This window comes from Psychrobacter urativorans (assembly GCF_001298525.1).
Lineage (GTDB): Bacteria > Pseudomonadota > Gammaproteobacteria > Pseudomonadales > Moraxellaceae > Psychrobacter > Psychrobacter urativorans_A.
The window spans coordinates 108,869-133,208 of sequence record NZ_CP012678.1; the positions used below are offsets into that span (position 1 = coordinate 108,869).

The 24,340-nt window shown below is 42.5% G+C and carries 21 protein-coding genes; 13 read left to right on the forward strand and 8 right to left on the reverse strand.

Annotation, left to right across the window (positions count from 1 at the left end):
• Positions 1 to 68: 68 nt before the first annotated feature.
• Together purB and mnmA are read right to left on the reverse strand one after the other, a co-directional pair.
• Positions 69 to 1,466, reverse strand: coding sequence for an adenylosuccinate lyase (gene purB, locus AOC03_RS00475; RefSeq protein ID WP_062533104.1), 1,398 nt, complete (start codon positions 1,464 to 1,466; stop codon positions 69 to 71).
• Between the two features lie 90 nt (positions 1,467 to 1,556).
• Complete coding sequence (gene mnmA, locus AOC03_RS00480) at positions 1,557 to 2,801, reverse strand: tRNA 2-thiouridine(34) synthase MnmA (RefSeq protein WP_062533105.1); 1,245 nt, start codon at positions 2,799 to 2,801, stop codon at positions 1,557 to 1,559.
• 175 nt (positions 2,802 to 2,976) lie between these two features.
• On the opposite strand from mnmA, the gene ispF reads away from it, so the two are divergent.
• The 6 genes from ispF to AOC03_RS00510 all read left to right on the forward strand — a co-directional run bounded on the left by ispF (position 2,977) and on the right by AOC03_RS00510 (position 9,273).
• Positions 2,977 to 3,477, forward strand: coding sequence for a 2-C-methyl-D-erythritol 2,4-cyclodiphosphate synthase (gene ispF, locus AOC03_RS00485; protein ID WP_062533106.1), 501 nt, complete (start codon positions 2,977 to 2,979; stop codon positions 3,475 to 3,477).
• Positions 3,478 to 3,626: 149 nt separating this feature from the next.
• Positions 3,627 to 3,974: a Grx4 family monothiol glutaredoxin gene (gene grxD / locus AOC03_RS00490; protein WP_062533107.1), complete on the forward strand. Its 348-nt coding sequence runs from the start codon at positions 3,627 to 3,629 to the stop codon at positions 3,972 to 3,974.
• A gap of 231 nt (positions 3,975 to 4,205) precedes the next feature.
• A complete protein-coding gene (locus AOC03_RS00495; protein WP_227514252.1) occupies positions 4,206 to 4,757 on the forward strand; it encodes a hypothetical protein in 552 nt (183 codons plus the stop codon).
• 240 nt (positions 4,758 to 4,997) lie between these two features.
• Positions 4,998 to 6,893, forward strand: a complete 1,896-nt coding sequence (mnmG, locus tag AOC03_RS00500) for a tRNA uridine-5-carboxymethylaminomethyl(34) synthesis enzyme MnmG (RefSeq protein WP_062533108.1) — start codon at positions 4,998 to 5,000, stop codon at positions 6,891 to 6,893.
• Between the two features lie 102 nt (positions 6,894 to 6,995).
• Positions 6,996 to 7,955, forward strand: coding sequence for an AEC family transporter (locus tag AOC03_RS00505; RefSeq protein WP_062533109.1), 960 nt, complete (start codon positions 6,996 to 6,998; stop codon positions 7,953 to 7,955).
• A 253-nt stretch (positions 7,956 to 8,208) separates the two neighbouring features.
• Positions 8,209 to 9,273, forward strand: a complete 1,065-nt coding sequence (locus AOC03_RS00510) for an ornithine cyclodeaminase family protein (protein ID WP_062533110.1) — start codon at positions 8,209 to 8,211, stop codon at positions 9,271 to 9,273.
• 128 nt (positions 9,274 to 9,401) lie between these two features.
• Here the strand turns inward: AOC03_RS00510 and AOC03_RS13030 are convergent, their stop codons facing one another.
• The 3 genes from AOC03_RS13030 to AOC03_RS00520 form a co-directional block, all read right to left on the reverse strand.
• Complete coding sequence (locus AOC03_RS13030; RefSeq protein ID WP_227514301.1) at positions 9,402 to 9,485, reverse strand: hypothetical protein; 84 nt, start codon at positions 9,483 to 9,485, stop codon at positions 9,402 to 9,404.
• A gap of 100 nt (positions 9,486 to 9,585) precedes the next feature.
• Positions 9,586 to 10,605 (reverse strand): LLM class flavin-dependent oxidoreductase, encoded by a 1,020-nt coding sequence (locus AOC03_RS00515; protein ID WP_062533111.1) that lies wholly within the window; start codon positions 10,603 to 10,605, stop codon positions 9,586 to 9,588.
• 318 nt (positions 10,606 to 10,923) lie between these two features.
• Positions 10,924 to 11,853, reverse strand: a complete 930-nt coding sequence (locus AOC03_RS00520) for a LysR substrate-binding domain-containing protein (protein WP_062533112.1) — start codon at positions 11,851 to 11,853, stop codon at positions 10,924 to 10,926.
• A 524-nt stretch (positions 11,854 to 12,377) separates the two neighbouring features.
• Here AOC03_RS00520 and AOC03_RS00525 point away from each other — a divergent pair.
• The 5 genes from AOC03_RS00525 (at position 12,378) to AOC03_RS00545 (ending at position 18,657) form a co-directional block, all read left to right on the forward strand.
• Positions 12,378 to 14,033 carry an AmpG family muropeptide MFS transporter gene (locus AOC03_RS00525; RefSeq protein ID WP_062533113.1) on the forward strand — a complete coding sequence of 552 codons (1,656 nt, stop codon included), beginning with the start codon at positions 12,378 to 12,380 and terminating at the stop codon, positions 14,031 to 14,033.
• A gap of 55 nt (positions 14,034 to 14,088) precedes the next feature.
• Positions 14,089 to 14,976 (forward strand): peptide chain release factor N(5)-glutamine methyltransferase, encoded by an 888-nt coding sequence (prmC, locus tag AOC03_RS00530; RefSeq protein WP_062533114.1) that lies wholly within the window; start codon positions 14,089 to 14,091, stop codon positions 14,974 to 14,976.
• Positions 14,977 to 14,993: 17 nt separating this feature from the next.
• Positions 14,994 to 15,791: a HesA/MoeB/ThiF family protein gene (locus AOC03_RS00535; RefSeq protein ID WP_062536310.1), complete on the forward strand. Its 798-nt coding sequence runs from the start codon at positions 14,994 to 14,996 to the stop codon at positions 15,789 to 15,791.
• A gap of 144 nt (positions 15,792 to 15,935) precedes the next feature.
• Positions 15,936 to 17,282 (forward strand): ABC1 kinase family protein, encoded by a 1,347-nt coding sequence (locus tag AOC03_RS00540; protein ID WP_062533115.1) that lies wholly within the window; start codon positions 15,936 to 15,938, stop codon positions 17,280 to 17,282.
• A 106-nt stretch (positions 17,283 to 17,388) separates the two neighbouring features.
• The gene (locus AOC03_RS00545; protein ID WP_062533116.1) at positions 17,389 to 18,657 is read left to right on the forward strand and encodes a YbfB/YjiJ family MFS transporter; all 1,269 of its coding nucleotides are present in this window, start codon (positions 17,389 to 17,391) and stop codon (positions 18,655 to 18,657) included.
• A 47-nt stretch (positions 18,658 to 18,704) separates the two neighbouring features.
• On the opposite strand, the gene AOC03_RS00550 is transcribed toward AOC03_RS00545, so the two are convergent.
• Positions 18,705 to 19,193: an Lrp/AsnC family transcriptional regulator gene (locus AOC03_RS00550; protein ID WP_062533117.1), complete on the reverse strand. Its 489-nt coding sequence runs from the start codon at positions 19,191 to 19,193 to the stop codon at positions 18,705 to 18,707.
• Positions 19,194 to 19,468: 275 nt separating this feature from the next.
• Here AOC03_RS00550 and leuA point away from each other — a divergent pair, with 275 nt between their 5' ends.
• Together leuA and AOC03_RS00560 are read left to right on the forward strand one after the other, a co-directional pair.
• The gene (leuA, locus tag AOC03_RS00555) at positions 19,469 to 21,247 is read left to right on the forward strand and encodes a 2-isopropylmalate synthase (protein ID WP_062533118.1); all 1,779 of its coding nucleotides are present in this window, start codon (positions 19,469 to 19,471) and stop codon (positions 21,245 to 21,247) included.
• Between the two features lie 334 nt (positions 21,248 to 21,581).
• On the forward strand, positions 21,582 to 22,091 hold the full coding sequence (locus AOC03_RS00560) for a hypothetical protein (RefSeq protein ID WP_062533119.1): 510 nt from the start codon (positions 21,582 to 21,584) through the stop codon (positions 22,089 to 22,091).
• A 165-nt stretch (positions 22,092 to 22,256) separates the two neighbouring features.
• Here AOC03_RS00560 and accC read toward each other — a convergent pair whose 3' ends face one another.
• Together accC and accB are read right to left on the reverse strand one after the other, a co-directional pair.
• On the reverse strand, positions 22,257 to 23,624 hold the full coding sequence (accC, locus tag AOC03_RS00565; protein WP_062533120.1) for an acetyl-CoA carboxylase biotin carboxylase subunit: 1,368 nt from the start codon (positions 23,622 to 23,624) through the stop codon (positions 22,257 to 22,259).
• 145 nt (positions 23,625 to 23,769) lie between these two features.
• Positions 23,770 to 24,198, reverse strand: a complete 429-nt coding sequence (gene accB / locus AOC03_RS00570) for an acetyl-CoA carboxylase biotin carboxyl carrier protein (RefSeq protein WP_062533121.1) — start codon at positions 24,196 to 24,198, stop codon at positions 23,770 to 23,772.
• Between the last annotated feature and the right edge of the window lie 142 nt (positions 24,199 to 24,340).

The window sequence follows — 24,340 nt, forward strand, 5'->3', positions numbered from 1 at the left end:
TAAGGTTATAGATTGCAAACAATGAGTACCTTTTAGGTACTCATTGCTTTTTTTATGGTTAAAATTGATTATTTATCAAGCTTCGCAATCCACTCTTTAATCGAACGCGATTGTTCAGCTGCATTACCGATATATGTCGCAGGCGTCATCTCACGTAGGCGCGCTTTATCTGCATCGCTAACCGCAGACAGCTCATCGCTCTCAACGAATGTCAGCATGGCTTCACGCGTCATGGCGTTGCCACGCGTGAGTGCTTTTAGTTTCTCATACGGGTTTTCAACACGGTAACGGCGCATGACGGTTTGAATCGGCTCTGCCAATACTTCTTGCGCATTATCTAAGTCATCATTTAAACGTTGTGCATTTAACTCAAGTTTACCCACGCCTTTTAGACACGCATCATAAGCAATCATACTTTGCGCTAAGCCAACACCGATATTACGTAATACGGTAGAGTCGGATAAATCGCGCTGCATACGTGAAATCGGTAGCTTTTCGCCTAAATGCGCCAACATCGCATTAGCAACGCCCAAGTTACCTTCTGAGTTTTCAAAATCAATCGGGTTCACTTTATGCGGCATGGTAGAAGAACCTACTTCACCATCTTTTAGGCGCTGCTTAAAGAAGCCTAAGCTAATATATTGCCAAATATCACGGTTAAAATCGATCAAAATCGTGTTAAAACGCTTTACGACATCGAATAATTCAGCGATATAATCATGTGGTTCAATTTGCGTGGTATAAGGATTAAATGTCAGTTCTAAACGCTCATTAATAAAGATTTCGGCATGACCTTGCCAATCAACGTCAGGGTATGAAGCGTAATGGGCGTTATAGTTACCGACGGCGCCATTCACTTTACCCAGTAGCTCAACTTGACCCATTTGCTTGATTTGACGCGCAAGACGATAAGCCACGTTTGCCATTTCTTTACCAAGCGTCGTTGGACTTGCGGTTTGACCATGTGTACGAGACAGCATGGGTTGGTCAGCATGAGTGATTGCTAAATTAACAATGCTATCCGTCACTTCTTGCATTTTAGCAACGACGATTTCGCGGCTGTCTTTGAGCATTAACGCGTATGATAAATTGTTAATATCTTCACTGGTACAAGCAAAATGAATGAATTCTAATGAATCTTCCAGTGCTGCTTGACCACGGAATTTATCTTTAATAAAGTATTCAACCGCTTTTACGTCGTGATTGGTGGTTGCTTCAATATCTTTAATCGCTTGCGCATCTGCTTCACTAAAATTATCAACGATAGCATTTAAAAAAGCATTGGTATCATTATCAAATGCGGCTAATTCACCAATCGCATTGTTTTCAGCCAATGATTGTAACCAGCGAATCTCAACGGTCACGCGGGCTTTGATCAGACCAAATTCAGACAAATAAGGACGCAGGCTGTCGGCTTTGGACGCATAGCGACCGTCGATTGGGGATAGGGCAGTAAGTAAGTTCATAGCAATACCTCAAGAGTTGTTAAAGATAGAAAGTTATCAGAAGTTAAACAACGGTTAAAAGTTAAAAGTTAAAAGAAATAGAACATAATATTAAAAGCCACAAGGCGCATCAATTGACGCAATCACGCCGCCGCCTAAGCAAATTTCGTCAATATAGAATACCGCTGATTGACCCGGAGTGACCGCGCGTTGTGGCTCATCGAAAACGACACGTACTTCGCTGCCATCTTCATTAGCAGCAAATACCGTACAGGCTTGATCCGGCTGACGATAGCGCGATTTTGCCATACAGCGCAAACCAGCAGGAGTAAAAATATCCGTAGGCGGTAAACCGTCGACCCAATCCAATTTATAAGCGTGCAGCTCATTACTGAGCATCATCGGATGTTCATGACCTTGACCGACGATTAGACGATTTTTATCCAAATCTTTGGCAAGTACAAACCATGGTTCTTCAGGGCGGTCTTTCACACCGCCAATACCGATACCGCCGCGCTGACCTAAAGTGTAATACATCAGCCCGTCATGCTTACCAATAGTGAAGCCATCGTCCGTGACGATATCGCCTTTTTGCGCCGGTAAGTACTGCTGTAAAAAGTCTTTAAAGCGGCGCTCGCCAATAAAACAAATACCGGTTGAGTCTTTTTTATTAGCAGTAATTAAATCATGTTCTTCCGCAATTTGACGAACTACTGGCTTTTCAAGTTCGCCCACTGGAAATAAAGTCTTAGCGATTTTATTACCACCAACCGCATGTAAGAAATAACTTTGGTCTTTATTGTTATCCAAACCACGTAGCAGTTGCGCCACTTCAACGCCATTGTTATTTGTATAATTCACACTGCGGCGCGTATAGTGGCCAGTAGCGATATAATCAGCGCCAAGCGTTAAGGCATAATCTAAAAAGGCTTTAAACTTAATTTCTTTATTGCATAAAATATCAGGATTGGGCGTGCGTCCGGCTTTATATTCGGCTAAAAAATGCTCAAAGACACGATCCCAGTATTCCATAGCAAAGTTAGCAGTATGCAATTTTATGCCAATTTTATCGCATACGGCTTGGGCGTCCGCTAAATCATCCATTGCAGTGCAGTATTCAGTGCCGTCATCTTCTTCCCAATTCTTCATAAACAGACCTTCGACAATAAAGCCTGCCTGCTGGAGCAACACAGCAGAGACAGAAGAGTCGACACCGCCTGACATCCCAACAATCACTCGCGTGGTCGTAGGATTTTTAATATCGGTAAGGCTCAATGCGCGATGGGCTCTAAAAGAGCTGGGGGCTTGGATGGCGGAGGTAACTGGCGTGGCTGATGTATCTGACATAGCTAACATAACAAAGCACTCAACTACTTATGGTAAAATAAGCGTCATATTATAACAGCTAATTGAAACGGGTGGCGAGCTGCCCAGCTATTCGGCTATAAAATTTCAAATAATAAGTATGAATACGATTTAGAATTGCCGTTTTATAACTCTTAACTTACCTTTAAGACACTTTGGGATAATCATGATAAAAATTGGTCAAGGTATTGACGTTCACGCTTTTCATAATACTGGCGAGCAGCAACAATACGTCGTGCTAGCAGGTGTGCCTATTGAACATACGCACAGTTTGCTTGCGCATTCTGATGGTGACGTGGTGTTGCATGCCCTTGCTGATGCGTTGCTTGGTGCACTTGCGCTCGGCGATATTGGGCAACATTTTCCTGATACCGATGCGGCGCACGCAGGTTTAGATTCACGAATATTATTACGTTATGTCTATGGCAAAGTTCAAGCGGCAGGTTATAGACTGGGCAATGCCGATATTACCATCATGTGTGAGCGTCCAAAAATTGCTCCTTATAATCAAGCCATGCGTGCCAATATCGCCAGCGATTTACAGACAGACGTGAGCAATATTAGCGTTAAGGCGACCACTACAGAAAAATTAGGATTTACGGGTCGGCAAGAGGGCATTATGGCAAATGCCGTGGTATTATTACTGGCAAATGCGTCAGGCGTTTAATTTTTATCGTATATTAGTGCATGCAATTGCTGCTGATAGCTATTGATAACGCTTGCAATATAGCAATGATTGCCCCATGTAGCAGCAACATGCCAAATTTAATATGAACAATCTTTTTTAAGATAAAATTTTAATAAATAGGAGTTTTTATGACTGAGCAAACCCAAACCCCAGCTAGCGATGTTGAACAATTGATTCGTGACCAAATTCGTGACAATAAAGTTATTTTATACATGAAAGGCACACCGCAATTCCCGCAGTGTGGTTTTTCTGCACGCTCTATTGAAGTATTAACTCAAATCGGTCGTCCGTTCGCGTTTGTAAACATCTTAGAAAATCCAGAAATCCGTGCGACGTTACCAAAAATCGCTAACTGGCCAACCTTTCCACAATTGTGGATTGATGGTGAATTGATGGGCGGTTCTGACATCATTTTGCAAATGTATCAATCAGGCGAGCTAAAGCCTTTGGTTGAAGCCAACAGCCCAGCAGCCTAGTTTTGATAGAAAATGATATAAAGGCTGTTATTTAGATGGTCTTAATTCTGAATAAATAGTCATTGAATATCAAAGCCCAAGTAATCTTATAATGGTTGCTTGGGCTTTGTTGATTTGAAAGATTAGGGTTTGGGTAGCTATATTAGCCGTTTATTGTATTTTTTCCCGTTTACCCCATATAGTGCTTAAGGCTTATACCCTAAAACACCGATGATATAATAAGAGAAGACTATGAATCAGCAAGCAGCAGAGCAAAACAGTGTTAACCAAGAAGCAGTTAATAAAGAAGTGGATAATAAAGAAGCGCGTGAACAGCAGGCACTTGAGTTACGCCGTGAGCGCCTAAAAGCCGAGTCTGCGCGTATTATAGACGTTGCCAACACGGAACCACATTCTGCTTTGCGCTGTATTCATCTGCTCAGTGTTGCAGGTGGTGCAACTGAAGCCACTTATTTGGCGATTGAGCAACGTATCATGACCGATCAAGACCCAGCCGGCGCTTATCATTTGGCATTACTGGCGCAAAGTACGCTTGATTTACCGATTGATGTGCGCCAACTTGTCGAATTGGTCATTGCCGAAGGCGATAATCAACAACGATTAGCATTACTTAAAAATCTGCCTTTTCCACCAGTTGATGCTGTTAAAGCGCAAATTTTAGCCAGTCAAGATAGTGATGCTATTGCGCAAATGGACAAGTATTTAGAAGCCAATCCACAAGGTCATGGCAGCGAACATATGCTAAGCAGTGGTCAATCTGATCAGATTGTGCCGTTAAGTTAAGATTATTTAGAATGGTTTAATTTATAAAAGAGGGCTGCTGCTAGGCAGTGGTCTAGGTTTATTTGATGGATGCTATTGAAAATAGTTAAAAAGCATCTCAAAAAAACGTGCAAAAATTGCTATAATTACCGGCTATTAATTTTCTAAATACGACCGATGCTGATTTATCAGGCTACGGGTTATGGTTAATGAATCAATAACTTGCAGTGAGACAGTCGCCATTCGTCAAGCGAGGCATACATGCAATACCCAAAAATTTACGACGTGGTGGTGATCGGTGGCGGTCATGCTGGTACAGAAGCGGCACTGGCAGCGGCGCGTATGGGTGCGCAGACCTTGCTATTGACCCATAATATCGAAACCCTTGGGCAAATGAGCTGTAATCCTGCGATTGGTGGTATTGGTAAGTCACATTTGGTACGCGAGATTGATGCGCTTGGTGGGGCAATGGCGCTAGCAACCGATAAATCGGGTATTCAGTTTCGGGTATTGAACAGTCGTAAGGGTGCAGCGGTACGAGCCACGCGCGCGCAAGCCGACCGTATTTTATATAAGGCAGCGATTCGCCATACGCTTGAGAATCAGGCTAATCTTGATATTTTCCAACAAGCGGCTGATGATATTTTGGTTGAAAATGGTCGTGCAACTGGTGTGGTGACTGCGACGGGCATTGTCTTTAAAACTGAAACCGTGATTTTAACGTCTGGTACGTTTTTAGGTGGCGTCATTCATATTGGTCTTGAGAATTCAAAAGGCGGGCGCGCAGGTGATCCACCGTCTATTAAGCTTGCCGATCGCTTGCGTGAATTGAAATTGCCAGTTGGTCGCCTAAAAACTGGAACGCCTGCTCGTATTGATGCGCGTAGTGTTGATTTTAGCGTGATGACGGTACAACCGGGCGATACGCCCTTGCCAGTCATGAGTTATATGGGCGATGTATCTATGCATCCTGAGCAGGTCAACTGCTATATCACCCATACCAATGCGCGCACGCATGATATTATTCGTGAAAACTTAGACCGCTCGCCCATGTTCTCAGGAAAAATCGAAGGCGTAGGTCCGCGTTACTGTCCGTCGATTGAAGACAAGATTCATCGTTTTGCCGATAAAGACAGTCATCAAATCTTTATTGAGCCAGAAGGATTAACCACGCACGAATTATATCCTAATGGCATCTCAACCAGTTTGCCGTTCGATGTGCAATTAGAGTTTATTCATAGTATGAAAGGACTAGAGAATGCGCATATCACGCGCCCTGGTTATGCGATTGAATATGATTATTTTGATCCGCAAAGTTTGAAACCAACGCTTGAAACCAAGTCTATCGAGCGTTTGTATTTTGCAGGACAAATCAACGGTACAACCGGCTATGAAGAAGCAGGCGTGCAAGGCTTACTTGCTGGAACCAATGCGGCATTAGTGACTACTAATAATAGTGAGTTTGATATCTGGACACCACGCCGTGATCAGGCATATTTGGGCGTACTGGTTGATGATTTAATCACTCATGGTACGACTGAGCCGTATCGGATGTTTACCAGCCGTGCCGAATATCGCTTATTGCTGCGTGAAGACAATGCGGATCAGCGCTTAACGGAAACAGGTCGAAAACTTGGCTTGGTTGATGATGTACGCTGGCAAGCCTATGAAGAAAAAATGGAGGCTATCAGTAAAGAAACCTCTCGCTTAAAAGATATTTGGGCAACGCCTGCTAATGCACTTGGCGTGCAACTGACCGCGCAAACTGGTGAGATATTGTCAAAAGAATCGACGGCGTATGATTTATTGAAACGTCCACAAGTGCATTTTACTGATATTGCTGCCATTACGGACTCTCAAGTTGATACTTTAGTGGGTGAGCAGATAGAAATTTCAGTCAAATATGCTGGTTATATCGATCGTCAACAAGAAGAGATCGATCAAATGAAGCGTCTAGAAAATACTGCGCTCCCAATGGACTTTGACTATAGCGTGGTATCTGGGCTATCCAATGAGATTGTACAAAAATTGACGCAAATACGTCCAGCGACCCTTGCTCAAGCTGGTCGGGTGAGTGGTGTGACACCTGCCGCCATTCAGTTATTAGCAATGACCATTAAAAAACAGAAAAAAGTAAAGGCGGCTTTAGCACTATAGTCTATTAGTGCATACTTTATTAACACTATCATGTATCCCAATTTACCGTGACGTTGCCCTGATGCTCTTGGGCAACGTTAGCTTGTTGCTCTGAGTCCATTCATGATTGAAGCCATCCTTTTTGCGATTACTATTATTCTACCCAACCTTGCTCTCATGGGGTTGGGTTTTTTTATGCAAAGACGTGGCGAAGCCAGTCAAGCATTTATCGATCAAGCCTCTAACTTTGTCTTTAACTATTGTTTGCCCTGTTTGCTGTTCTTTAGTGTGGTTGATAGTGAGGTCGATTATGCCAAGCAATTCGTCCTAATTGCTGCCGGAATTGTGGTCACCTTTATCTTATTTATTGGTTCAGAAATGTATGCCAATCGCTTCATTCGGAAGCCTGCCGATCAAGGAGTATTCGTCCAAGGCGTGTTTCGCAGCAATATGGCGATTATTGGTCTGGCAACCGTAGCCAACGCTTATGGAAAAACAGGTTTAAGTGTCGGTGCGGTTTATATGGGCGTGATAACGATATTATTTAATATCTTAGCGGTCATCACGCTCAGTCGTATGTCCAAAAGTGCGGACGATACGTGGGTCAGTCGCAGTATATTAATCATTAAAAAACTTGCTACCAATCCATTGATGATTGCGCTCGTGGCTGCTTTTGCATATAAAGCGCTGTCCTTGCCTCCTATAACTGGTGTTATTCACAAGACGGGTGATTTATTAGCATCGGTGGCATTACCATTAGCCCTAATCTGTGCAGGTGCGAGTATTGATTTGAGGTCAATGTTGAGTCCTTCAGGCGTATCTATGCAGGCAAGTATTGGTCGTATTGTGGTCGCCCCGCTGATAGCAATTGCCGTAGGATTTGGGTTTGGTTTAACCGGTATTCATATGGGTGTTTTATTCTTAATGGTTGCCGCTCCAACTGCTGCTGCCAGTTATGTGATGGCAAAGGCGATGGGCGGTAATGAAGTATTGGCGGCGAATATTTTAGCTTTTACAACTGTCGTGGGTTTGTTCGGCATGGCGATTGGGGCGGCGATATTACGTGGTATTGGACTCATATAAAAATATGTATTCATTGAAAGATAATAAAACCCCAGTATCACGATGATGTTGGGGTTTTCGTTTTATGGTTTATTAAAAGCGTAAATGAGATTTTTAACCATTATTGATATAGACATTTCTTATCGGCAACTATATTTTTATTAACCTAAAATTAAATTATTGAGAGAAAAGTCATTGTCATGTAGAAAATATAACGGCATGATAAGTGATTCATTGAAATCAATAAATACTCCGCAAATAAGGAATGCTCGTCATGCAATGGTTAAATCAACAAGCCGTCACCGAACATCTGACTATGCAAGCCGCTATCGATACGATTGAGGCGCTATTACATTTGCAAGCTGCCCATCCGAGCTGGGTTAAATCGCCTGAGCGCTTAGTGATTGAAACGTTTAGTGAAGAGCTATTTAGTAATGATAACAATATTAGCAAACACAGCACAGGCTCGCATTTATCCATGCCAGCGACTATTTATGATGGCACGCAAGAATACACTGCGGTTAAGCTGGTAACCATTTGCCCTGACAACCCTAGCCGTAATCTACCCACGACCACCGCTATTATTAGCGTTTCCAATAATGCAACTGGCGAGATATTAGCGGTGATGGATGGCGTTTATATTACCCAAGTGCGTACGGCAGCATTATCCGGCATCGCGACTAAGTATATGGCGAGAACTGACTGTCAAAGCGTCGCGGTAATCGGCTGTGGCGGTATGGCGTATGAGCAATTAAATGCGGTACTGACGGTACGTCCTGAGGTTAAAACGGTTTATCTATGGAATAGAAGTGAACAAGGCGCCGAGCAGTTTAAAGCCCAGTTTGCGCGTGATTATGGACAATGGGATGTTAAATTACATGTCTGTACACAGCTTGAAGATGCCATCAAAGATGCAGATATTATCAATCTTGCCACCCGTGCTGAGATGGGATTATTTGGTATAGAGCACATCAAGCCAGATGTACATATCAATGCAGTAGGCGCTTATCTGCCATCAATGAAAGAAGTCAGCAATGAAGTGGTCGAAAATAGTAGCATGGTCGTCGTTGATGACTTAACAGGCTGTCGTCATGAAGCGGGTGATTTAATCCAAGCTCATGACACTGCTGATTGTGCATGGACATGGGAGCAACTTAGTGGAGATCTACAAGCACTGGTAACAGGAAAGATATCCGATGTAATAACAGAAGAAGTCAGTACGCCCAAGACGAAGATAACGTTGTTTAAATCGGTGGGAGCGGCAAGTTTTGATGCTGCTGTAGCGCTATATGTCGCCCAACGTGCTGAACAACAAAAACTTGGCACAACACTTTGCTAAAAACTTGTTATTAGTTGCGTCATCAGTTTTATTATTAATAATAAGAAAATAGTTTTGAACAAACAGTTTTGCCCATCAAAAAACCTCCTATTCATATATAAATAGGAGGTTTTTAATATTAAGTATGGCTATTGGCTAACGTCGATTATTGCGTTTTTCTTCCCGACGTTTTTTACGACTTGGGCTAATATTATAGGTAAAATAGCCAGCAATTACCATGACTGCAATAAAACCCAAGATATATATTAATATTGTACTATCGATAAAAGCAGAGGGTTCCATGACTAATCTCCTTTTAAGATATACTAATAATTATGCAAGTTCATTCACCGATTGTAAAGTAAACAAATTTAACTGAGATACCAGCTCTAGTGAACGCAACCGCGCTGCTTGGTCATAAATGTTGGCAGTGACAATCAGCTCGTCAGGCTCATATTGAGCAATGAAATCCGCCAGTTTTGGTTTAACCGTTTCTACTGAACCAATAAAAGATACGGACAAGGCGCTATCGACCATCGCCTTTTCTGCTGGACTCCATATCGTATTCATATCTTCGACAGGTTTTGGCATTTGTCCACGCTCATTACGACGTAAACGTACAAAGCTTTGTTGGGCTGATGTAAAGTGATAATGAGCCGTCGCATCGTCATCAGCAAGTAATAAATTTGCCGCTAGCATCACATAAGGTTTATCGAGATAAGCAGAAGGCTGGAACTGTTCACGATAAGCTGTAATGGCATGACTGAGCATTTGCGGTGCAAAATGAGAGGCAAACACATACGGTAGTCCTAAATGTGCTGCTAACGTGGCACCAAATAAGGATGAGCCTAAAATCCAAATAGGGACATTTGATTTTGCTCCTGGGAACGCTTGTACCGGACTATCATCTGTACTGTCACCCAATAGATATAACAGCTCCTGCACGTCCTGAGGAAAGCGCTCCGCATCTTGCATTTGTCGACGTAGCGCTTGAAAGGTAGCGCCATCAGTACCCGGTGCGCGCCCAAGACCTAAGTCTATCCGATCGCCGTATAGTGCTTGAAGCGTACCGAACTGCTCAGCGACCACTAGTGGGGCGTGATTAGGCAGCATAATGCCACCTGAACCAATGCGAATATGCTCCGTCTGGCTACCAATATGAGACAACAGCACTGAAGTGGCAGCGCTCGCAATACCAGCCATATTGTGATGTTCTGCCATCCAATAACGGTTTAAGCCTACTTTTTCTGCTTGCTGTGCGATCTCAACGGTTTGGACAATACCATCAGCGATGGTTTTACCGGTAGGAACGGGCGCTAAATCTAGAAACGATAACGGAATTTTATTGCTCATAAATCACCTATTATTATAAATTTGACAGTATTCATAATCTTTCTGACAGCCTGCGGTAGCCTGATTATAAGGCTGCTTATAAAAAGTTTCGAACACTTGACCCTTAATATAATGGGGCATTTATTCTCAATATAAAGGTAAGTATCAAAGGTGGTAACAAATCTTAATGTGGTTATAGAAATAGATAGTGGTACAAGAATAACATTAAGTTAAAAGATAAAAAAACGGCTTCACTATTCATTAATAGTAAAGCCGCAGTCATTAATAGGATGTTGAAGTATAGGCGTTGTAAGATAAATCTAAGTCTGTTACCTGAAACTACTGACTAAACTGTTTTTGGCATAATTCCATAAATGCGCGTCCATATTGACGAATTTCGGCATCATCACGTACCGCCATCCAACTGGTAAAGCGACCAAAGTGATCGACTGGAATCGCGGTCAAATTATGATAATGACTGGGCTCAAATGCCATTTCAGCGATAATACCAATGCCCAAGCCAAGTCCTACATAGGTGCTAATCACATCGGCATCAAGTGCTGCCAATACAATATCAGGCTCAAGACCCGCATCACTAAAGGCTTTGTCAATCGCGCCGCGCCCTGTAAAGCCACCGTGATACGTTACTATGGGATAACTAGCAAGGGTTGGTAAATCAATGCTTTCAAGACCTGCTAGCTCGTGGTCGCTTGGCACGATAACGCGGTGTGTCCAATCATAATAACGATAACAACGCAGATAATTATTATGCAGTAATGATTCGGTCGCAATACCGATATCAGCTTGTCCACGAATGACCATTTGCGCAATCGTTTCAGGATCTGCCTGTTGTAAAATCAAATTAACTTTGGGAAAACGCTTTTTAAATTCTTTCACCACTTGTGGCAATACATAACGTGCCTGCGTATGCGTCGTGGCAATGGTTAAAGTGCCGATATTAGGATTATTAAAGTCAAGACTGAGGTTTTCAATGGTACGAATTTCAGCAAAGATAGATTCGATATGCGGCATGAGCGCCGTGCCCATTGTCGTAAGTCCCGTTAGACGTTTGCCTTGACGGACAAACACTTCAGTTTTGAGCTGATTTTCAAGCGCTGCGATATGTTTTGACAAGCTGGATTGACTGGTATGCAGCACTATCGCCGCTTGGCTTAAGTTATAGCCATTGACCACCGTATGCCACACGGTTTCCAACTGTTTGAGCTGAATCTGTAGATGCCGCTGATTGACCACCACATCGATTGCCATGACTTAATCCTATTAATGAAACTTAATGAAACTGACTTAATATACTCAACGCCTAAATCAAGGCTGAGTATAAGAAAATGCATACAAGCGCAGCAAGCGCCTAGTGTAGAACAAAGTTATTATTCTTGTATATAATAAATAGATATCTATTTATATTATTTAGGAATATAAAGTTGCTAGTTTATTTTTTTAGAAGAATCATTTGATTGGCTATATATAAGTGATAGTAAAGCTCGCTTAATAGTTAAGTAAGGTTATGAAACACCGTATTACGATTTAGACATATATAGGTGGGTATAGAACGTTAGTTGTAGCCGTTCATGCAAAAATATTGTCATAATGTCTAGGCAATAACCGAGTTCTCAAGTACCATATTTCAATTTTGCCGCAAGGCCTGTTTTTTTGTGCAGCGCTAGGCGATTTTTTATTTTGATTATATTGATGTCATCGTCACACTCAGTATAAATGCTTGATGAAAAGTGGCGCACTGTTGTATCTCTTGTTTCAAGTTTTGGTGAGTTGTTATGTCTGCTGTCCAACCTGTACCACCTAATCCTCCAATCGCCAAGAAGTCATGGGGCGAGGCGGCAAAAGCCTATCTTGATCGGCGCGCGCTCATCATGCTGTTCTTAGGTTTTGCCGCTGGCATTCCGATTCTTCTTATTTTCTCCAGTCTGTCGTTATGGCTACGCGAAGCGGGTATAGAACGTGGCGTGGTCACGACGTTTAGCTGGGCTGCATTGGGATATTCGTTTAAGTTTATTTGGGCACCGCTTATCGATGCCGTGCCATTGCCGCTATTAACTAAGTGGTTGGGGCGCAGGCGCGCATGGATGCTAGTATCACAGTTACTGATTATTGGTGCTATTTGTATCATGGCCAGTGTCAACCCTATTAATGATGATATGTTGACATACATGGCGATAGGAGCGGTATTGCTCGGATTTGCATCAGCAACGCAAGATATCGTTGTCGATGCATACCGAATTGAGTTGGCACCGCCAAGTTTACAGTCCGTACTGTCGGCGATGTATACCGCTGGTTATCGCTTAGGTATGATTTTCGCAGGTGCTGGCGCACTTTATTTAGCAGACTACTTTGGCTCGACCGAAGCTTTATATAGTTATGAGGCGTGGCGCAATACGTATTGGATTATGGCTGCCGTTATGGGTGTCGGTGTCGCGACGACTTTAATTATTCATGAGCCCATTAGTACACAAGTTAGAATTGAGCAGAAGTCGACTGATTATGTCAGATTGGTGTTGGTATTTGTGTTATCGGTATCGGCGTTCGTGATGACGTTTATCTATGCTGGGCATATACTACCTGAAAGTGACAGTGTCGCTATCGAATTTTTATTTGAAGTTGTGCGTATGCTGGCAAGCTTGGCGATAGCCTTAGTGGTGGGTTATCTATTGGTAAGGGCTGGTCTAGTCAATAAAAAAATGGCGTATGTCACCTGGATTGAGCCTATTGTCGATTTCTTCCGCCGCTATGGTAAAAAGGCGTTACTACTACTGGCGTTGATCGGTCTATACCGAATCTCTGATATCGTCGCTGGTGTCATGTCTAACGTTTTCTATCAAGACATGGGTTTTAGCAAAACGGATATTGCCACAGCAGTTAAGCTTGTCGGCGTCATTATGGTCATCGGTGGTGGCTTTTTAGGCGGTATCTTAGCGCAAAAAATACGCATGATGCAGGCAATGATGATTGGGGCAATATTAGCGGCAGTCAGTAATATGTTATTTGTCTTGCTGACCTATCATCCTGGTAGCTTGCAATATATGTATTTGGCAGTTATTTTTGATAACTTAGCAGCCGGTCTTGCCAGTGCCGTATTTATTGCTTTCTTATCAGCGCTGACCTCGATTCGCTTTACTGCCGTACAATATGCGATTTTCTCATCATTAATGACCTTGTTGCCTAAGGTTTTAGGCGGCTATTCAGGTACCATTGTCGATAACATGAGCTATCCATTCTTTTTCACCTTTACCTTTTTAATTGGTATTCCTATTTTGGTGCTGATTTATTTGGTAGATAAACATATCGTGATTGGTGATAACGATGATATTTATGGTGATAAAAACGGTGACGATAATAGTAATGGTGGTGATAAATTAACCAAATCCAACCCTAGCTTGACCGATAGCAATGAGCCGCCACGAGCGTCTGAATAGCTGAGCGGTAATGATATTAAATAAATACCTGATACCTTCTATTTAAGAGCGTTCTATGACGGCACTGACGATTCGACAAATTAAACGGCAAAGTCCGCAGCTGGCGAATGGTGCTTTAAATCATGAGCTACCACCATTTTGGATAACGGATTGGCTGCTGCACATCCTTGATAAGCCTGCATTATTTTTAATCATGAATGATAGTTATCAACTGACTGATACAGAGTTTGAGCTTTTCAATGCTGGCGTGAAAAAGATGCAGCAGGGTATGCCATTAGCATATTTGACGGGTCAGCAGGCGTTTTGGTCGCTTGATTTTATGGTGAATGAGCATACCTTGATACCTCGACCTGATACTGAGATATTGGTCGAGCAAGTATTGAATTGGATAAAAGCCCAGCCTACTGCACAGGTTAATGGTTGTACTAACAAGCGCTTGCTAGATTTGGGCACAGGCTCAGGTTGTATTGCGATTAGTCTTGCGCATGAATTAAAAAAAGCAAACTGGCAAGTTGTGGCAGTTGATTTTTCAGCCGAGGCGTTAAAAGTTGCTCGCCATAATGCGCTTGCTAATCAGGTTGATAATATTAAGTTTGTTCAATCCAGTTGGTATGAAAATTTGCCAATGGATTCTGAGCATTTATTTGATGTGATTGTCTCTAATCCGCCTTATATAGATGAGGCTGACGAGCATTTGCAACGCTTACAGGCAGAACCTATCAGTGCGTTGAGTGCGTCCAATCATGGTTTGGCGGATATAGAACATATTGTGCAGCAAGCACCACATTATTTGCGTAGGAGTGGATTGTTAGCCATTGAGCATGGTTTTGATCAAGGGTCTGCCGTCCACGCGCTGTTTGTAGCTAATGGCTTCGTTACCGTGCAAGTTATTCAAGATTTTGGTGGTAATGATAGAGTGACCTTTGGGCAATTGCCTAACTAATAATGTTGGTGATAAAGATGACGCACCTTGTAGATATAAATACAGAGAATTTGATAGACGCAGAGCTGTTACGCTATGCACGGCAGATATTGCTCAACGGTTGGGATATCGATGCCCAGTTGCGGTTAAAGTCTGCGCGTGTGGTAATGATTGGAGCAGGTGGACTGGGTTGTCCTGCTTCTGAAACCCTTGTGCGTGCAGGTCTTGGACATATCCATTTGATTGATGATGATGTGATTGAAGCCAGTAACTTGCAGCGGCAAACACTGTTTTTACCCGATGATATTGGTAAGCCTAAGGCGTTGACTGCTGCAAGAATGCTACAACGCATCAATCCTCTGGTTAAATCTTGGGGGACAGTTGCTCGTCTGAGTGAAGACAATGCTTATGAATTGCTTGATATCGCTTCCGGCAAGCCCAACTTACTACTAGATTGCACGGATAATTTTGCCACCCGCGATATGGTTAATCGGATTAGTGTACGCTATCAGACTCCACTACTATCCGCCTCAGCGATTGCGATGCAAGGACAATTGGCATTGTTTGAGCCGCAGTTACATACCGGCTGTTATTATTGCGTGTTTGGTGCGCATGATATTGATATAGAGGCGGATGAACGTAATTGTGCGAACTCAGGTGTCCTTGCTAGCACGACTGCCATTATGGGCAATTTACAAGCCAATGCCGCGTTACAATATTTAGGATTAACCAAAAATCCACTGACAGGTAAACTGTTATTGTGGGACGGTAGTCAGATGCAGCAGCGGCTGATGGGCTATCGACAAGATAAGCTCTGTCCTGTTTGTGCCGTTTAGCTTTAATACTTTAACTTGAATACTTTAACTTGAATACTTTAACTTGAATACTTTAACTTGAATACTGTGCTTGAATACTGCAACTTTATCACTATATTCAGTTTCTCTTAATTATTTTCTGCTTACTACTAACAGTTGTCCTTTATGAAAATTCATCGTCCTCATTTATTAAAGCATTCCTTTAACGTGGTTAATCGCGTACGGCAGACTGCCAGTATTGCAGGGCTATCTGCGCTAAGAATTGCAAAAGGCGAAAAGCCTGATGCCAGATTACTAAAAGATACCTTTGAGCAGTTAGGCACAACCTATATCAAAATTGGGCAGTTTATCGCCAGTACACCCTCACTATTCCCGCGTGAATATGTGGAAGCGTTCCAAAGTTGTTTGGATCAAACCACACCATTATCGTATGATTATATTGAGCAAGTATTGACTGCTGAGTTAGCTGTTGATGGGCAAACACTCAGCGATAAATTTGCATATATTGATAAACAGCCATTAGCATCCGCCTCTATCGCACAAGTACATGCAGCACGTTTGCATAACGGTGATGAAGTAGTGTTAAAAGTACAAAAACCTGATGTCGAAACCATCATGCAAACTGATTTGGGCGTATTGCACGGCGTGACCAAATTGTTAGAAGTGATGATGCCGTCGATGAAGTTTGCCAGTATTGCACCGATTATTGACGAAATTCGTTTGCGGATGCTTGCTGAAACTGACTTTGTTGCCGAGGCGCAGAATATTCGTGATTTTCAGCAATTCCTAGCAATAGCAGGAAATACGCGAGTGGTTGCACCACAAGTGTATGATGAATTGACCACTAAACGCGTGCTGACTATGAGTCGGCTGCATGGCGTGTCCATGATCGATGAATCGGCAATGCAGCAATATTGCAATGACCCCGCGCAAGTGATGGCAGATACTCTCAATACATGGTTTGCCAGTCTTATGCTGTGCAATAGCTTCCATGCAGATTTGCATGCGGGTAACTTGATGCTGCTCACCGATGGGCGTATAGGTTTTCTAGATTTTGGTATTGTCGGCAAGTTAAAAGCTGAAAGCTGGCGTGCTTGTATGGGTATGATGCAGGCGTTGCAGGATAATAATTATCAAGCAATGGCGCAACATATGGTGGATATGGAAATGACCCGCGGGCATGATGTCGATGTGGCGGCTTTAGCAAGTGACTTGCAGCGTATGATGACCTCCATTATGGCGGAAGACAGAGCATTTACCAGTGGCATACCGTTTAATACCAAGGAGCAGGCAGATGAGCTGAATAAAATGATGCTCGAGATTGTCTCAGTCGGTAAGCAGCATGGTATTCATTTTCCACGTGATTTCGCGTTATTAACCAAGCAGCTTTTATACTTTGATCGGTTTATGCGTACGCTTGCGCCTGATATGGATATGTTTAGTGATCAGCGCGTGAACATATTAGGGCAAGATGTTTCATCGATAGAGCCGCCATCAATTACGGTACAGTGATGAGTTTTAATTACTAAACGGCTTTAAACATCGTTTTGACGCTATTATTTGATAATCATTTTTAACACAAAGGATTGTGTGCTGCTCGCCACAACTTGGCTCTGTCATGATGACTACTCCTCAAAGCCATACCAGATTTACCATTACCAATCAAACCGCTATCGCTTTTATTGGGCTTTATTGTATGGCGGTGGTGATGGGCTTTGGGCGTTTTTTATTTACCGCTACCTTGCCGGATATTATGAGTCAGCTGACGTTATCGACAACGATAGCGGGTTGGCTCGCATCAATTAATTATATCGGCTATTTTTTTGGGGCGCTGATTGCGATATTTGTGCCACAGCGTTTAACGTGGCAAACACTCATGCTGTGGACGAGCGTCAGTATCGTTACGACCATGCTATTATTCGTGCCTAAAATGTCATTAAATATCTGGTATGTTATTCGCTTAATCGCGGGTATTGCCAGTGGCGTGGCGATGATTTTAAGCTCATCTTTGGTCATTCAACGCTTTAGCGATGCGCGGCGTTCAGTACTGTCAACCATACATTATGCCGGTATCGGTAGTGGTATTAGTGCCTCCGCTATTCTCACTTGGTCACTGTTAACGCTTGGCTATCATTTTAATTTGATTTGGCTGACCGCGGGTATTATCAGCTTGCCAGTGTTGGCGCTGTTGTATGCTATACGCCCAACGAAAATGCCATTAACCCATTCGCCAAACGTATCTGACAGTATCCAGCGCGGTTCAATCCACCAAACTTATATTAACTTTAAACGCGCATTATATGAAGCGGTCGTCGGTCATACCAAAGCCGTCATCTTATTATCAGCCAGTTATGCGCTCGCTGGTTTTGGTTATATTACCTCAGCGACTTTTTTACCAGTGATGGCTGGGCAGCGTCTGACTTCACAAGGTCAGTCAGGCTTGCTCATTTGGCTGATTGTTGGTATTTTTGCCATGCTATCCAACCCTATTTGGGGCGCCCTTGCCAAGCGTATCGGCGAGATTAAAACCTTAATTGGCTTAACTATCTTACAAGCATTTGGGATGTTTATGCCGATGTGGTTTGATGGTGCGCTCGGTTTATATGGCAATGCGGTGATTTTAGGCTTAACCTTTGCTGGCATTGTCTCCATGACACTCATTATTATTAAAAATATCAATCCTATTTACTCTAATTTGCTGATGGGGCTTGCCACCTTAGCGTATAGCGTCGGGCAGTTTATAGGACCTTTAGTCACGGTTACGCTAGCAGGAAAAAGTAATAATTTTAATACAGGCTTAGCGGTTGCCGGTGCTGGATTATTCGTCAGCCTGATTTTATTATTTTGGTTTCGTCGCCAGTCCAGCCAAGCAATTTCGAATAGTTAATGAAAATTATGATTTATTCTATTGATTACTAATTGCATTAACCATTACTAAACGATGCTTCGGCTAAAGACTTCGCGCAGCTCAAAGCTGGTATGTACCTGTGCCACGCCTTCAATTCGATTTAGCCTGTGTAATAAAAATTCTTCATAATGCGCCATGTCGCGTACTCGTACTTTAATTAAATAGTCTTCACTGCGACCCGTGACAATGCTACAGCTGACGACTTCATCAAAGCTTTGGATTTTGCGTTCAAATTGCTCAAAGCGTTCCGCTGTATGGCGATCCATGCTAATGGCAATAAAAATTGCCAGTGGATAACCCAACTTTTGCGCGTTAGTTTGCGTATAATAGCCGGTGATAATGCCCGTATCTTCTAAGTGTTTAACACGGCGCGCGCAAGGTGTCGCGGATAAATTAACACGCTCAGCAAGCTCAGTAATGCTCATTCGTGCTTCGGTTTGCAACAAGCGTAATAGACGTTTATCTGTTTCGTCGATATCCGTTAAGGAAACGCTATCAGAATTTATATTCGGCATGGTATATGGGTTTTATAGTGAATTTCACTAATTATAACGATAAAATTAGAGTTTATCACTAAAATATTTATAATAATTATAAAATAAAGCTGATTTTCACCTTATAAATTTTGCTATTATAATGCTATAAACTTTTATTATCTCCTATGCTAAAGGCGACTTATTTTAAGCCAGTGCATTGCTGAGCTACTGAAAGACCACACAATTTTATACCTGATTTTTATGTATTTTATTTTTTAAACTTTATCTGGTTATCTCTTATCTAAGGATTGATTATGTCTGAACAAGCCACACGTACTGCATCTACCAATGCTACTAAAGTCACTCCAAAGCATGCTGCTTTCGATTTCCGTAAATATCGTCCGTTTGCGTTTGCGCCTTTGTTATCAGACCGTACATGGCCAAACAAAACGATTGAAAAAGCGCCAATATGGGCAAGTGTCGATCTGCGTGATGGTAACCAAGCGTTAATTGATCCGATGACGATTGACCAAAAAATGCGTCTTTTTAAGACCTTAGTTGGAGTCGGTTTTAAAGAAATTGAAATTGGTTTTCCATCAGCGGCGCAAGTTGAATTTGATTTTGCGCGTAAATTGATTGAAGAAAATCACGTACCAGAAGATGTGACGTTGCAAGTTTTAGTACAAGCTCGTGAGCATTTGATTGCCCGTACATTTGAGTCGTTAAAAGGGGCAAAACGTGCCATTGTTCACGTTTATAACTCAACTTGTCGTATTCAACGTGAAAAGGTATATGGCAAAGATAAAGATGAGATTAAAGATATTGCTATCACGGGTGCGAAGTTATTGGTTGAATATGCCGCTAAATACCCTGAAACAGAATGGGTGTTTCAGTACTCACCTGAGAGCTTTAGCCAGACGGAAACGGAATATGCGGTAGAAGTTTGCGATGCGGTTTGCGAGATTTGGCAGCCCCAAAACGGTCAAGAAGTGATTCTTAATTTGCCAGCGACGGTTGAAGCGTCTATGCCGAACGTATTCGCAGACCAAGTGGAATATTTTTGCCGTAATTTAGCGCAGCGTGAGCATGTGACGGTTAGTCTGCACACTCATAATGACCGTGGCTGTGCCGTTGCAGCCGCTGAGCTGGGTGTACTTGCTGGCGCGGATCGTATTGAAGGGACGCTTTTGGGTAATGGCGAACGTACTGGCAATATGGATATCATGGTCATGGCAATGAACTTGTTCAGCCAAGGTGTTGATCCTCAGCTTGATTTTAGCAATATGAGTGAAATCGTACAGGTGGTTAGCGAATGCAATAACTTGCCACTACATCCACGCCATCCGTATGTTGGTGAATTGGTCTTTACTGCCTTTAGTGGTTCGCACCAAGACGCAATTAAAAAGTGTCTTGATTATAACGAGAAGCATGTCGAACAGACTGAAAATGTTTGGGACGTGGCTTATTTACCGATTGATCCTGCGCATATTGGACGTAGCTATCAAGATGTGGTGCGTATTAATAGCCAGTCTGGTAAAGGTGGCGTTGCTTATATCTTGCAGCGCAACTATGGCTTTAACTTACCACGCTGGATGCAAATTGACTTTAGCCGCGTCGTACAACAGCAAGCAGAAACCGCAGCGCGCGAACTACAGAACAGCGAAATCTTACAAACCTTTGAAGACACTTACCTGCAGCAAGGCAACTTTGAGCTACTAGATTATAGTGTCAATAATAAAGGCGGAGAGGTTTACTTTAACGGACAAGTACAAATGAATGGCGACACCATCACTATCGATGGTACAGGTAATGGTCCATTGTCATCATTTATTGATGGTCTTGCGCAGCATACTGGCAAATCGTTACATGTCATTAATTATGCTGAACATGCCATTAATCCGCAGCACAATACTACCAATAGTGATGACGATAACAGCGATAACAAAACCAATGCAAATGCCGCTGCTTATATTCAGCTCAATGTTGATGGAGAGGTTTACTCTGGTATCGGAACGTGCAGCAGTACCGTATCGGCAATGTTAAAAGGCGCTCTATCTGCATTTGCCCAAGCACCGACGACTACCACGGCATAAACTTTTGCTAAGCTTAATTAATATGATTAAAGCGTAAATGTTTGATTAGTAATAGGTAAGTGAATAGCAATAACGCCATGACGGTTGCGATAAGCAAATTTGAGTCATGGCGTTATTTTTTTTGCGCAATTCATTTACGATAATCGGTGCACAACTAATTTTTAGGATACTAATTCTGTCGAATTTTTCATAATGGCTCGAAATATTTGAGCAACATTACTTGAAGTGTTACACTCGTATTTTGGTTTAGATAGCATAATGTTACTTGGGTTTTTGAGGTCGAAGACTTACGTTAATATAAATGTAACATATCATTTTATATAAAAGGTTAATTATGGCAACCCTCTCAATGGCTTCATTTACGTTGGCATCTGTTCTGTCCTCACTACCTGCCGCTGGTGAGCAGGTCGGTCAATCGGTGATTACAACGCATATTAGTCCTGCCATTGCTGGACAATGGGAAATTAATCTAGATAACCCAAATACTATAAATGCCACAGCACCAAACTCTACTGCTCAAGCGACGACAAAGCCGTCAACTTCACAAAATACGTCTCAATGCCGCGAGCTATATAACTTCGCCGCCGATAATGAAATGTGGGCGGTAAGTGGTAAAGAATGGACATATGGTCGCTATTTAGTGACCCATCGTGATGAAGGTCTGCCGATTATTGCTATAAAAACTGTCTATGATAATAATGAAGTGGATTGTTCTGGCAATCAGGTCGACCAAACGGATGAAGCTCTAATCGCATTCTTAAATCATGACGGCAATAAAATGCAGTGGTGCTCTGACTCTGAAGGTAAAGAATGCTTTATGAGCTTTCATCGGATATTACCATAACTGTTTATAATATCAGCACAGTAATGAGCCAGTAAGCGCATCAAGTACTAAGCCTATCAGTGATACATTGTCTAACCACGAAAACTAACCATAAAAAAACCGCTATCTTATGAGATAGCGGTTTTTTTATGATACAGATAAATTGGTAGTGCTAACTGGTATCAATTATAAGGCAGCTTCAGTTTTAGGATTATTAGCTGCGAGCAATACTCTTTCAAGATAATGAATATTTTGGGCTTCGTTAGTAAAATCTTCATCCGCTAAAATCACATCACGATGTAGTGGAATGTTGGTATTAATGCCTTCGATAATCAGCTCGTCCAGTGCATGCAATGTTTTGGCAATCGCTTGCTGGCGTGTTTGTCCATGACAGATAAGCTTACCAATTAATGAGTCATAGTAGCTTGGAACCACATAGCCAGGGTAGAGGTGAGAATCAAAGCGTACGCCTGTGCCACTTGGTGCAAATAACTGTGTGACTGTACCGGGTGACGGCATAAAGGTGACGGCATCTTCAGCATTGATACGACACTCAATCGCGTGACCTTGAACTTCAATCTCATCTTGGCGATAAGAAAGTCCGTAACCTGCGGCGATTTTTAATTGCTCAACGACGACGTCGATACCCGTAATCATCTCGGTGACTGGATGCTCAACCTGTACGCGCGTATTCATTTCGATAAAGAAGAATTCATTGTTTTCAAATAAAAACTCAAAAGTTCCAGCGCCGCGATACTTAACGAGCTGACAGGCTTTAACGCAGGCATCTAAGATAGGCTGACGAACATCATCAGGGATATCAGGAGCAGGCGCTTCTTCAAACACTTTTTGATGGCGACGTTGTAATGAGCAGTCACGGTCATATAAATGAATGGCATTACCATTACCATCGCCTAATACTTGAATCTCAACGTGGCGCGGGTTTTGTAAGTAACGCTCCATATACACGGTATCGTCACCGAACCACAGCTCAGCTTCTTGTTTTGCCGCTTGCACTTGTCCGACAAGCTCATCAAAACGCTCGACCACACGCATACCGCGACCACCGCCGCCAGAAGCGGCTTTAATCAATAGCGGAAAGCCAATATTACGCGCTTGTTCTTCAGCATTGTGCATGGTCACCGCGCCAACAGAGCCGGGTACGGTCGGTACGCCTGCTTTTTTCATCGCGTTGATCGCTGAAACTTTATTACCCATTAAGCGAATATGATCCGCATTAGGACCAACGAAAGTTAACCCTGCTTCTTCAACACGCTCTGCAAATTCAGCATTTTCAGCTAAAAATCCATAACCAGGGTGAATGGCATCAGCGCCAGAAATTTCAGCAGCGGTTAAGATAGTATTAATATCTAAATAGCTTTGGTTGGCATTAGGCTTACCAATACAGATTGCTTCATCAACGAAGCGTAAGTGCATTAAGTTGGCATCAGCGGTCGAATAGACGCCAACAGTTTCGATGCCAAGCGCTTTACAAGCTCGAACGATACGTAAGGCAATTTCGCCTCGATTGGCAATGAGCAGTTTTTTTATCATGAAGTCATCCTTAGCAAAACGGTAGTAATTAAATAGCTCTTTACGAGTTACTCATGATGCCGTTGTAGCGAATACAATGGCATTTGAGGTCGTAACCATCATAAAGAGGTATCAATCATAACCATATAAAGTGGGGCAAATACCGTTAGGCTTTATAGCGTACTACCGGTTGACCAAATTGTACCACTTCAGAGTTATCTACTAAGATTTCGTCAATGACACCACTTTGAGTTGCTTCAAGCGGGTTCATGATTTTCATGGCTTCAATAATACCAATGGTATCACCGGCTTGTACTTTTTGACCGACTTTAACAAATGGTGGGTCATTAGGAGTAGGAGCTGAATAAAACACGCCGACCATTGGTGAGGTTTCAATGCTACCAGCTTTTACAGCCGCTTTAGGTGCAGTAGCGATAGGTGCCGCGCCAGCAGTAGGAGCAGCCATCATGGTTGGTGCAGGAGCAGCATAATGACGGGTTAGGCTAATATGCTCATCATCAGAACTGATTTCTAGATTGACCAGCTCGTTTTCTTCCATAAGAGCTACTAGAGTGCGTATTTTTTCAATATCCATAATTTTTATGACACCTTATACTAAGATTTTAGGGGGAAATAGTGTAACAAAATATTGTCTCATTCATTACTAATGATACCTAGATTCGAGGCAATGAGCAATCAATGTACAGTTGTTAACTGGGATTTTTACATATTTTTAA

What these genes read in the sequence shown, in the direction of transcription:
- purB (WP_062533104.1), bottom strand. Translation starts at nt 1,466, where the DNA reads ATGAACTTACTTACTGCCCTATCCCCAATCGACGGTCGCTATGCGTCC.
- mnmA (WP_062533105.1), bottom strand. Translation starts at nt 2,801, where the DNA reads ATGTTAGCTATGTCAGATACATCAGCCACGCCAGTTACCTCCGCCATC.
- ispF (WP_062533106.1), top strand. Translation starts at nt 2,977, where the DNA reads ATGATAAAAATTGGTCAAGGTATTGACGTTCACGCTTTTCATAATACT.
- grxD (WP_062533107.1), top strand. Translation starts at nt 3,627, where the DNA reads ATGACTGAGCAAACCCAAACCCCAGCTAGCGATGTTGAACAATTGATT.
- AOC03_RS00495 (WP_227514252.1), top strand. Translation starts at nt 4,206, where the DNA reads ATGAATCAGCAAGCAGCAGAGCAAAACAGTGTTAACCAAGAAGCAGTT.
- mnmG (WP_062533108.1), top strand. Translation starts at nt 4,998, where the DNA reads ATGCAATACCCAAAAATTTACGACGTGGTGGTGATCGGTGGCGGTCAT.
- AOC03_RS00505 (WP_062533109.1), top strand. Translation starts at nt 6,996, where the DNA reads ATGATTGAAGCCATCCTTTTTGCGATTACTATTATTCTACCCAACCTT.
- AOC03_RS00510 (WP_062533110.1), top strand. Translation starts at nt 8,209, where the DNA reads ATGCAATGGTTAAATCAACAAGCCGTCACCGAACATCTGACTATGCAA.
- AOC03_RS00515 (WP_062533111.1), bottom strand. Translation starts at nt 10,605, where the DNA reads ATGAGCAATAAAATTCCGTTATCGTTTCTAGATTTAGCGCCCGTTCCT.
- AOC03_RS00520 (WP_062533112.1), bottom strand. Translation starts at nt 11,853, where the DNA reads ATGGCAATCGATGTGGTGGTCAATCAGCGGCATCTACAGATTCAGCTC.
- AOC03_RS00525 (WP_062533113.1), top strand. Translation starts at nt 12,378, where the DNA reads ATGTCTGCTGTCCAACCTGTACCACCTAATCCTCCAATCGCCAAGAAG.
- prmC (WP_062533114.1), top strand. Translation starts at nt 14,089, where the DNA reads ATGACGGCACTGACGATTCGACAAATTAAACGGCAAAGTCCGCAGCTG.
- AOC03_RS00535 (WP_062536310.1), top strand. Translation starts at nt 14,994, where the DNA reads ATGACGCACCTTGTAGATATAAATACAGAGAATTTGATAGACGCAGAG.
- AOC03_RS00540 (WP_062533115.1), top strand. Translation starts at nt 15,936, where the DNA reads ATGAAAATTCATCGTCCTCATTTATTAAAGCATTCCTTTAACGTGGTT.
- AOC03_RS00545 (WP_062533116.1), top strand. Translation starts at nt 17,389, where the DNA reads ATGATGACTACTCCTCAAAGCCATACCAGATTTACCATTACCAATCAA.
- AOC03_RS00550 (WP_062533117.1), bottom strand. Translation starts at nt 19,193, where the DNA reads ATGCCGAATATAAATTCTGATAGCGTTTCCTTAACGGATATCGACGAA.
- leuA (WP_062533118.1), top strand. Translation starts at nt 19,469, where the DNA reads ATGTCTGAACAAGCCACACGTACTGCATCTACCAATGCTACTAAAGTC.
- AOC03_RS00560 (WP_062533119.1), top strand. Translation starts at nt 21,582, where the DNA reads ATGGCAACCCTCTCAATGGCTTCATTTACGTTGGCATCTGTTCTGTCC.
- accC (WP_062533120.1), bottom strand. Translation starts at nt 23,624, where the DNA reads ATGATAAAAAAACTGCTCATTGCCAATCGAGGCGAAATTGCCTTACGT.
- accB (WP_062533121.1), bottom strand. Translation starts at nt 24,198, where the DNA reads ATGGATATTGAAAAAATACGCACTCTAGTAGCTCTTATGGAAGAAAAC.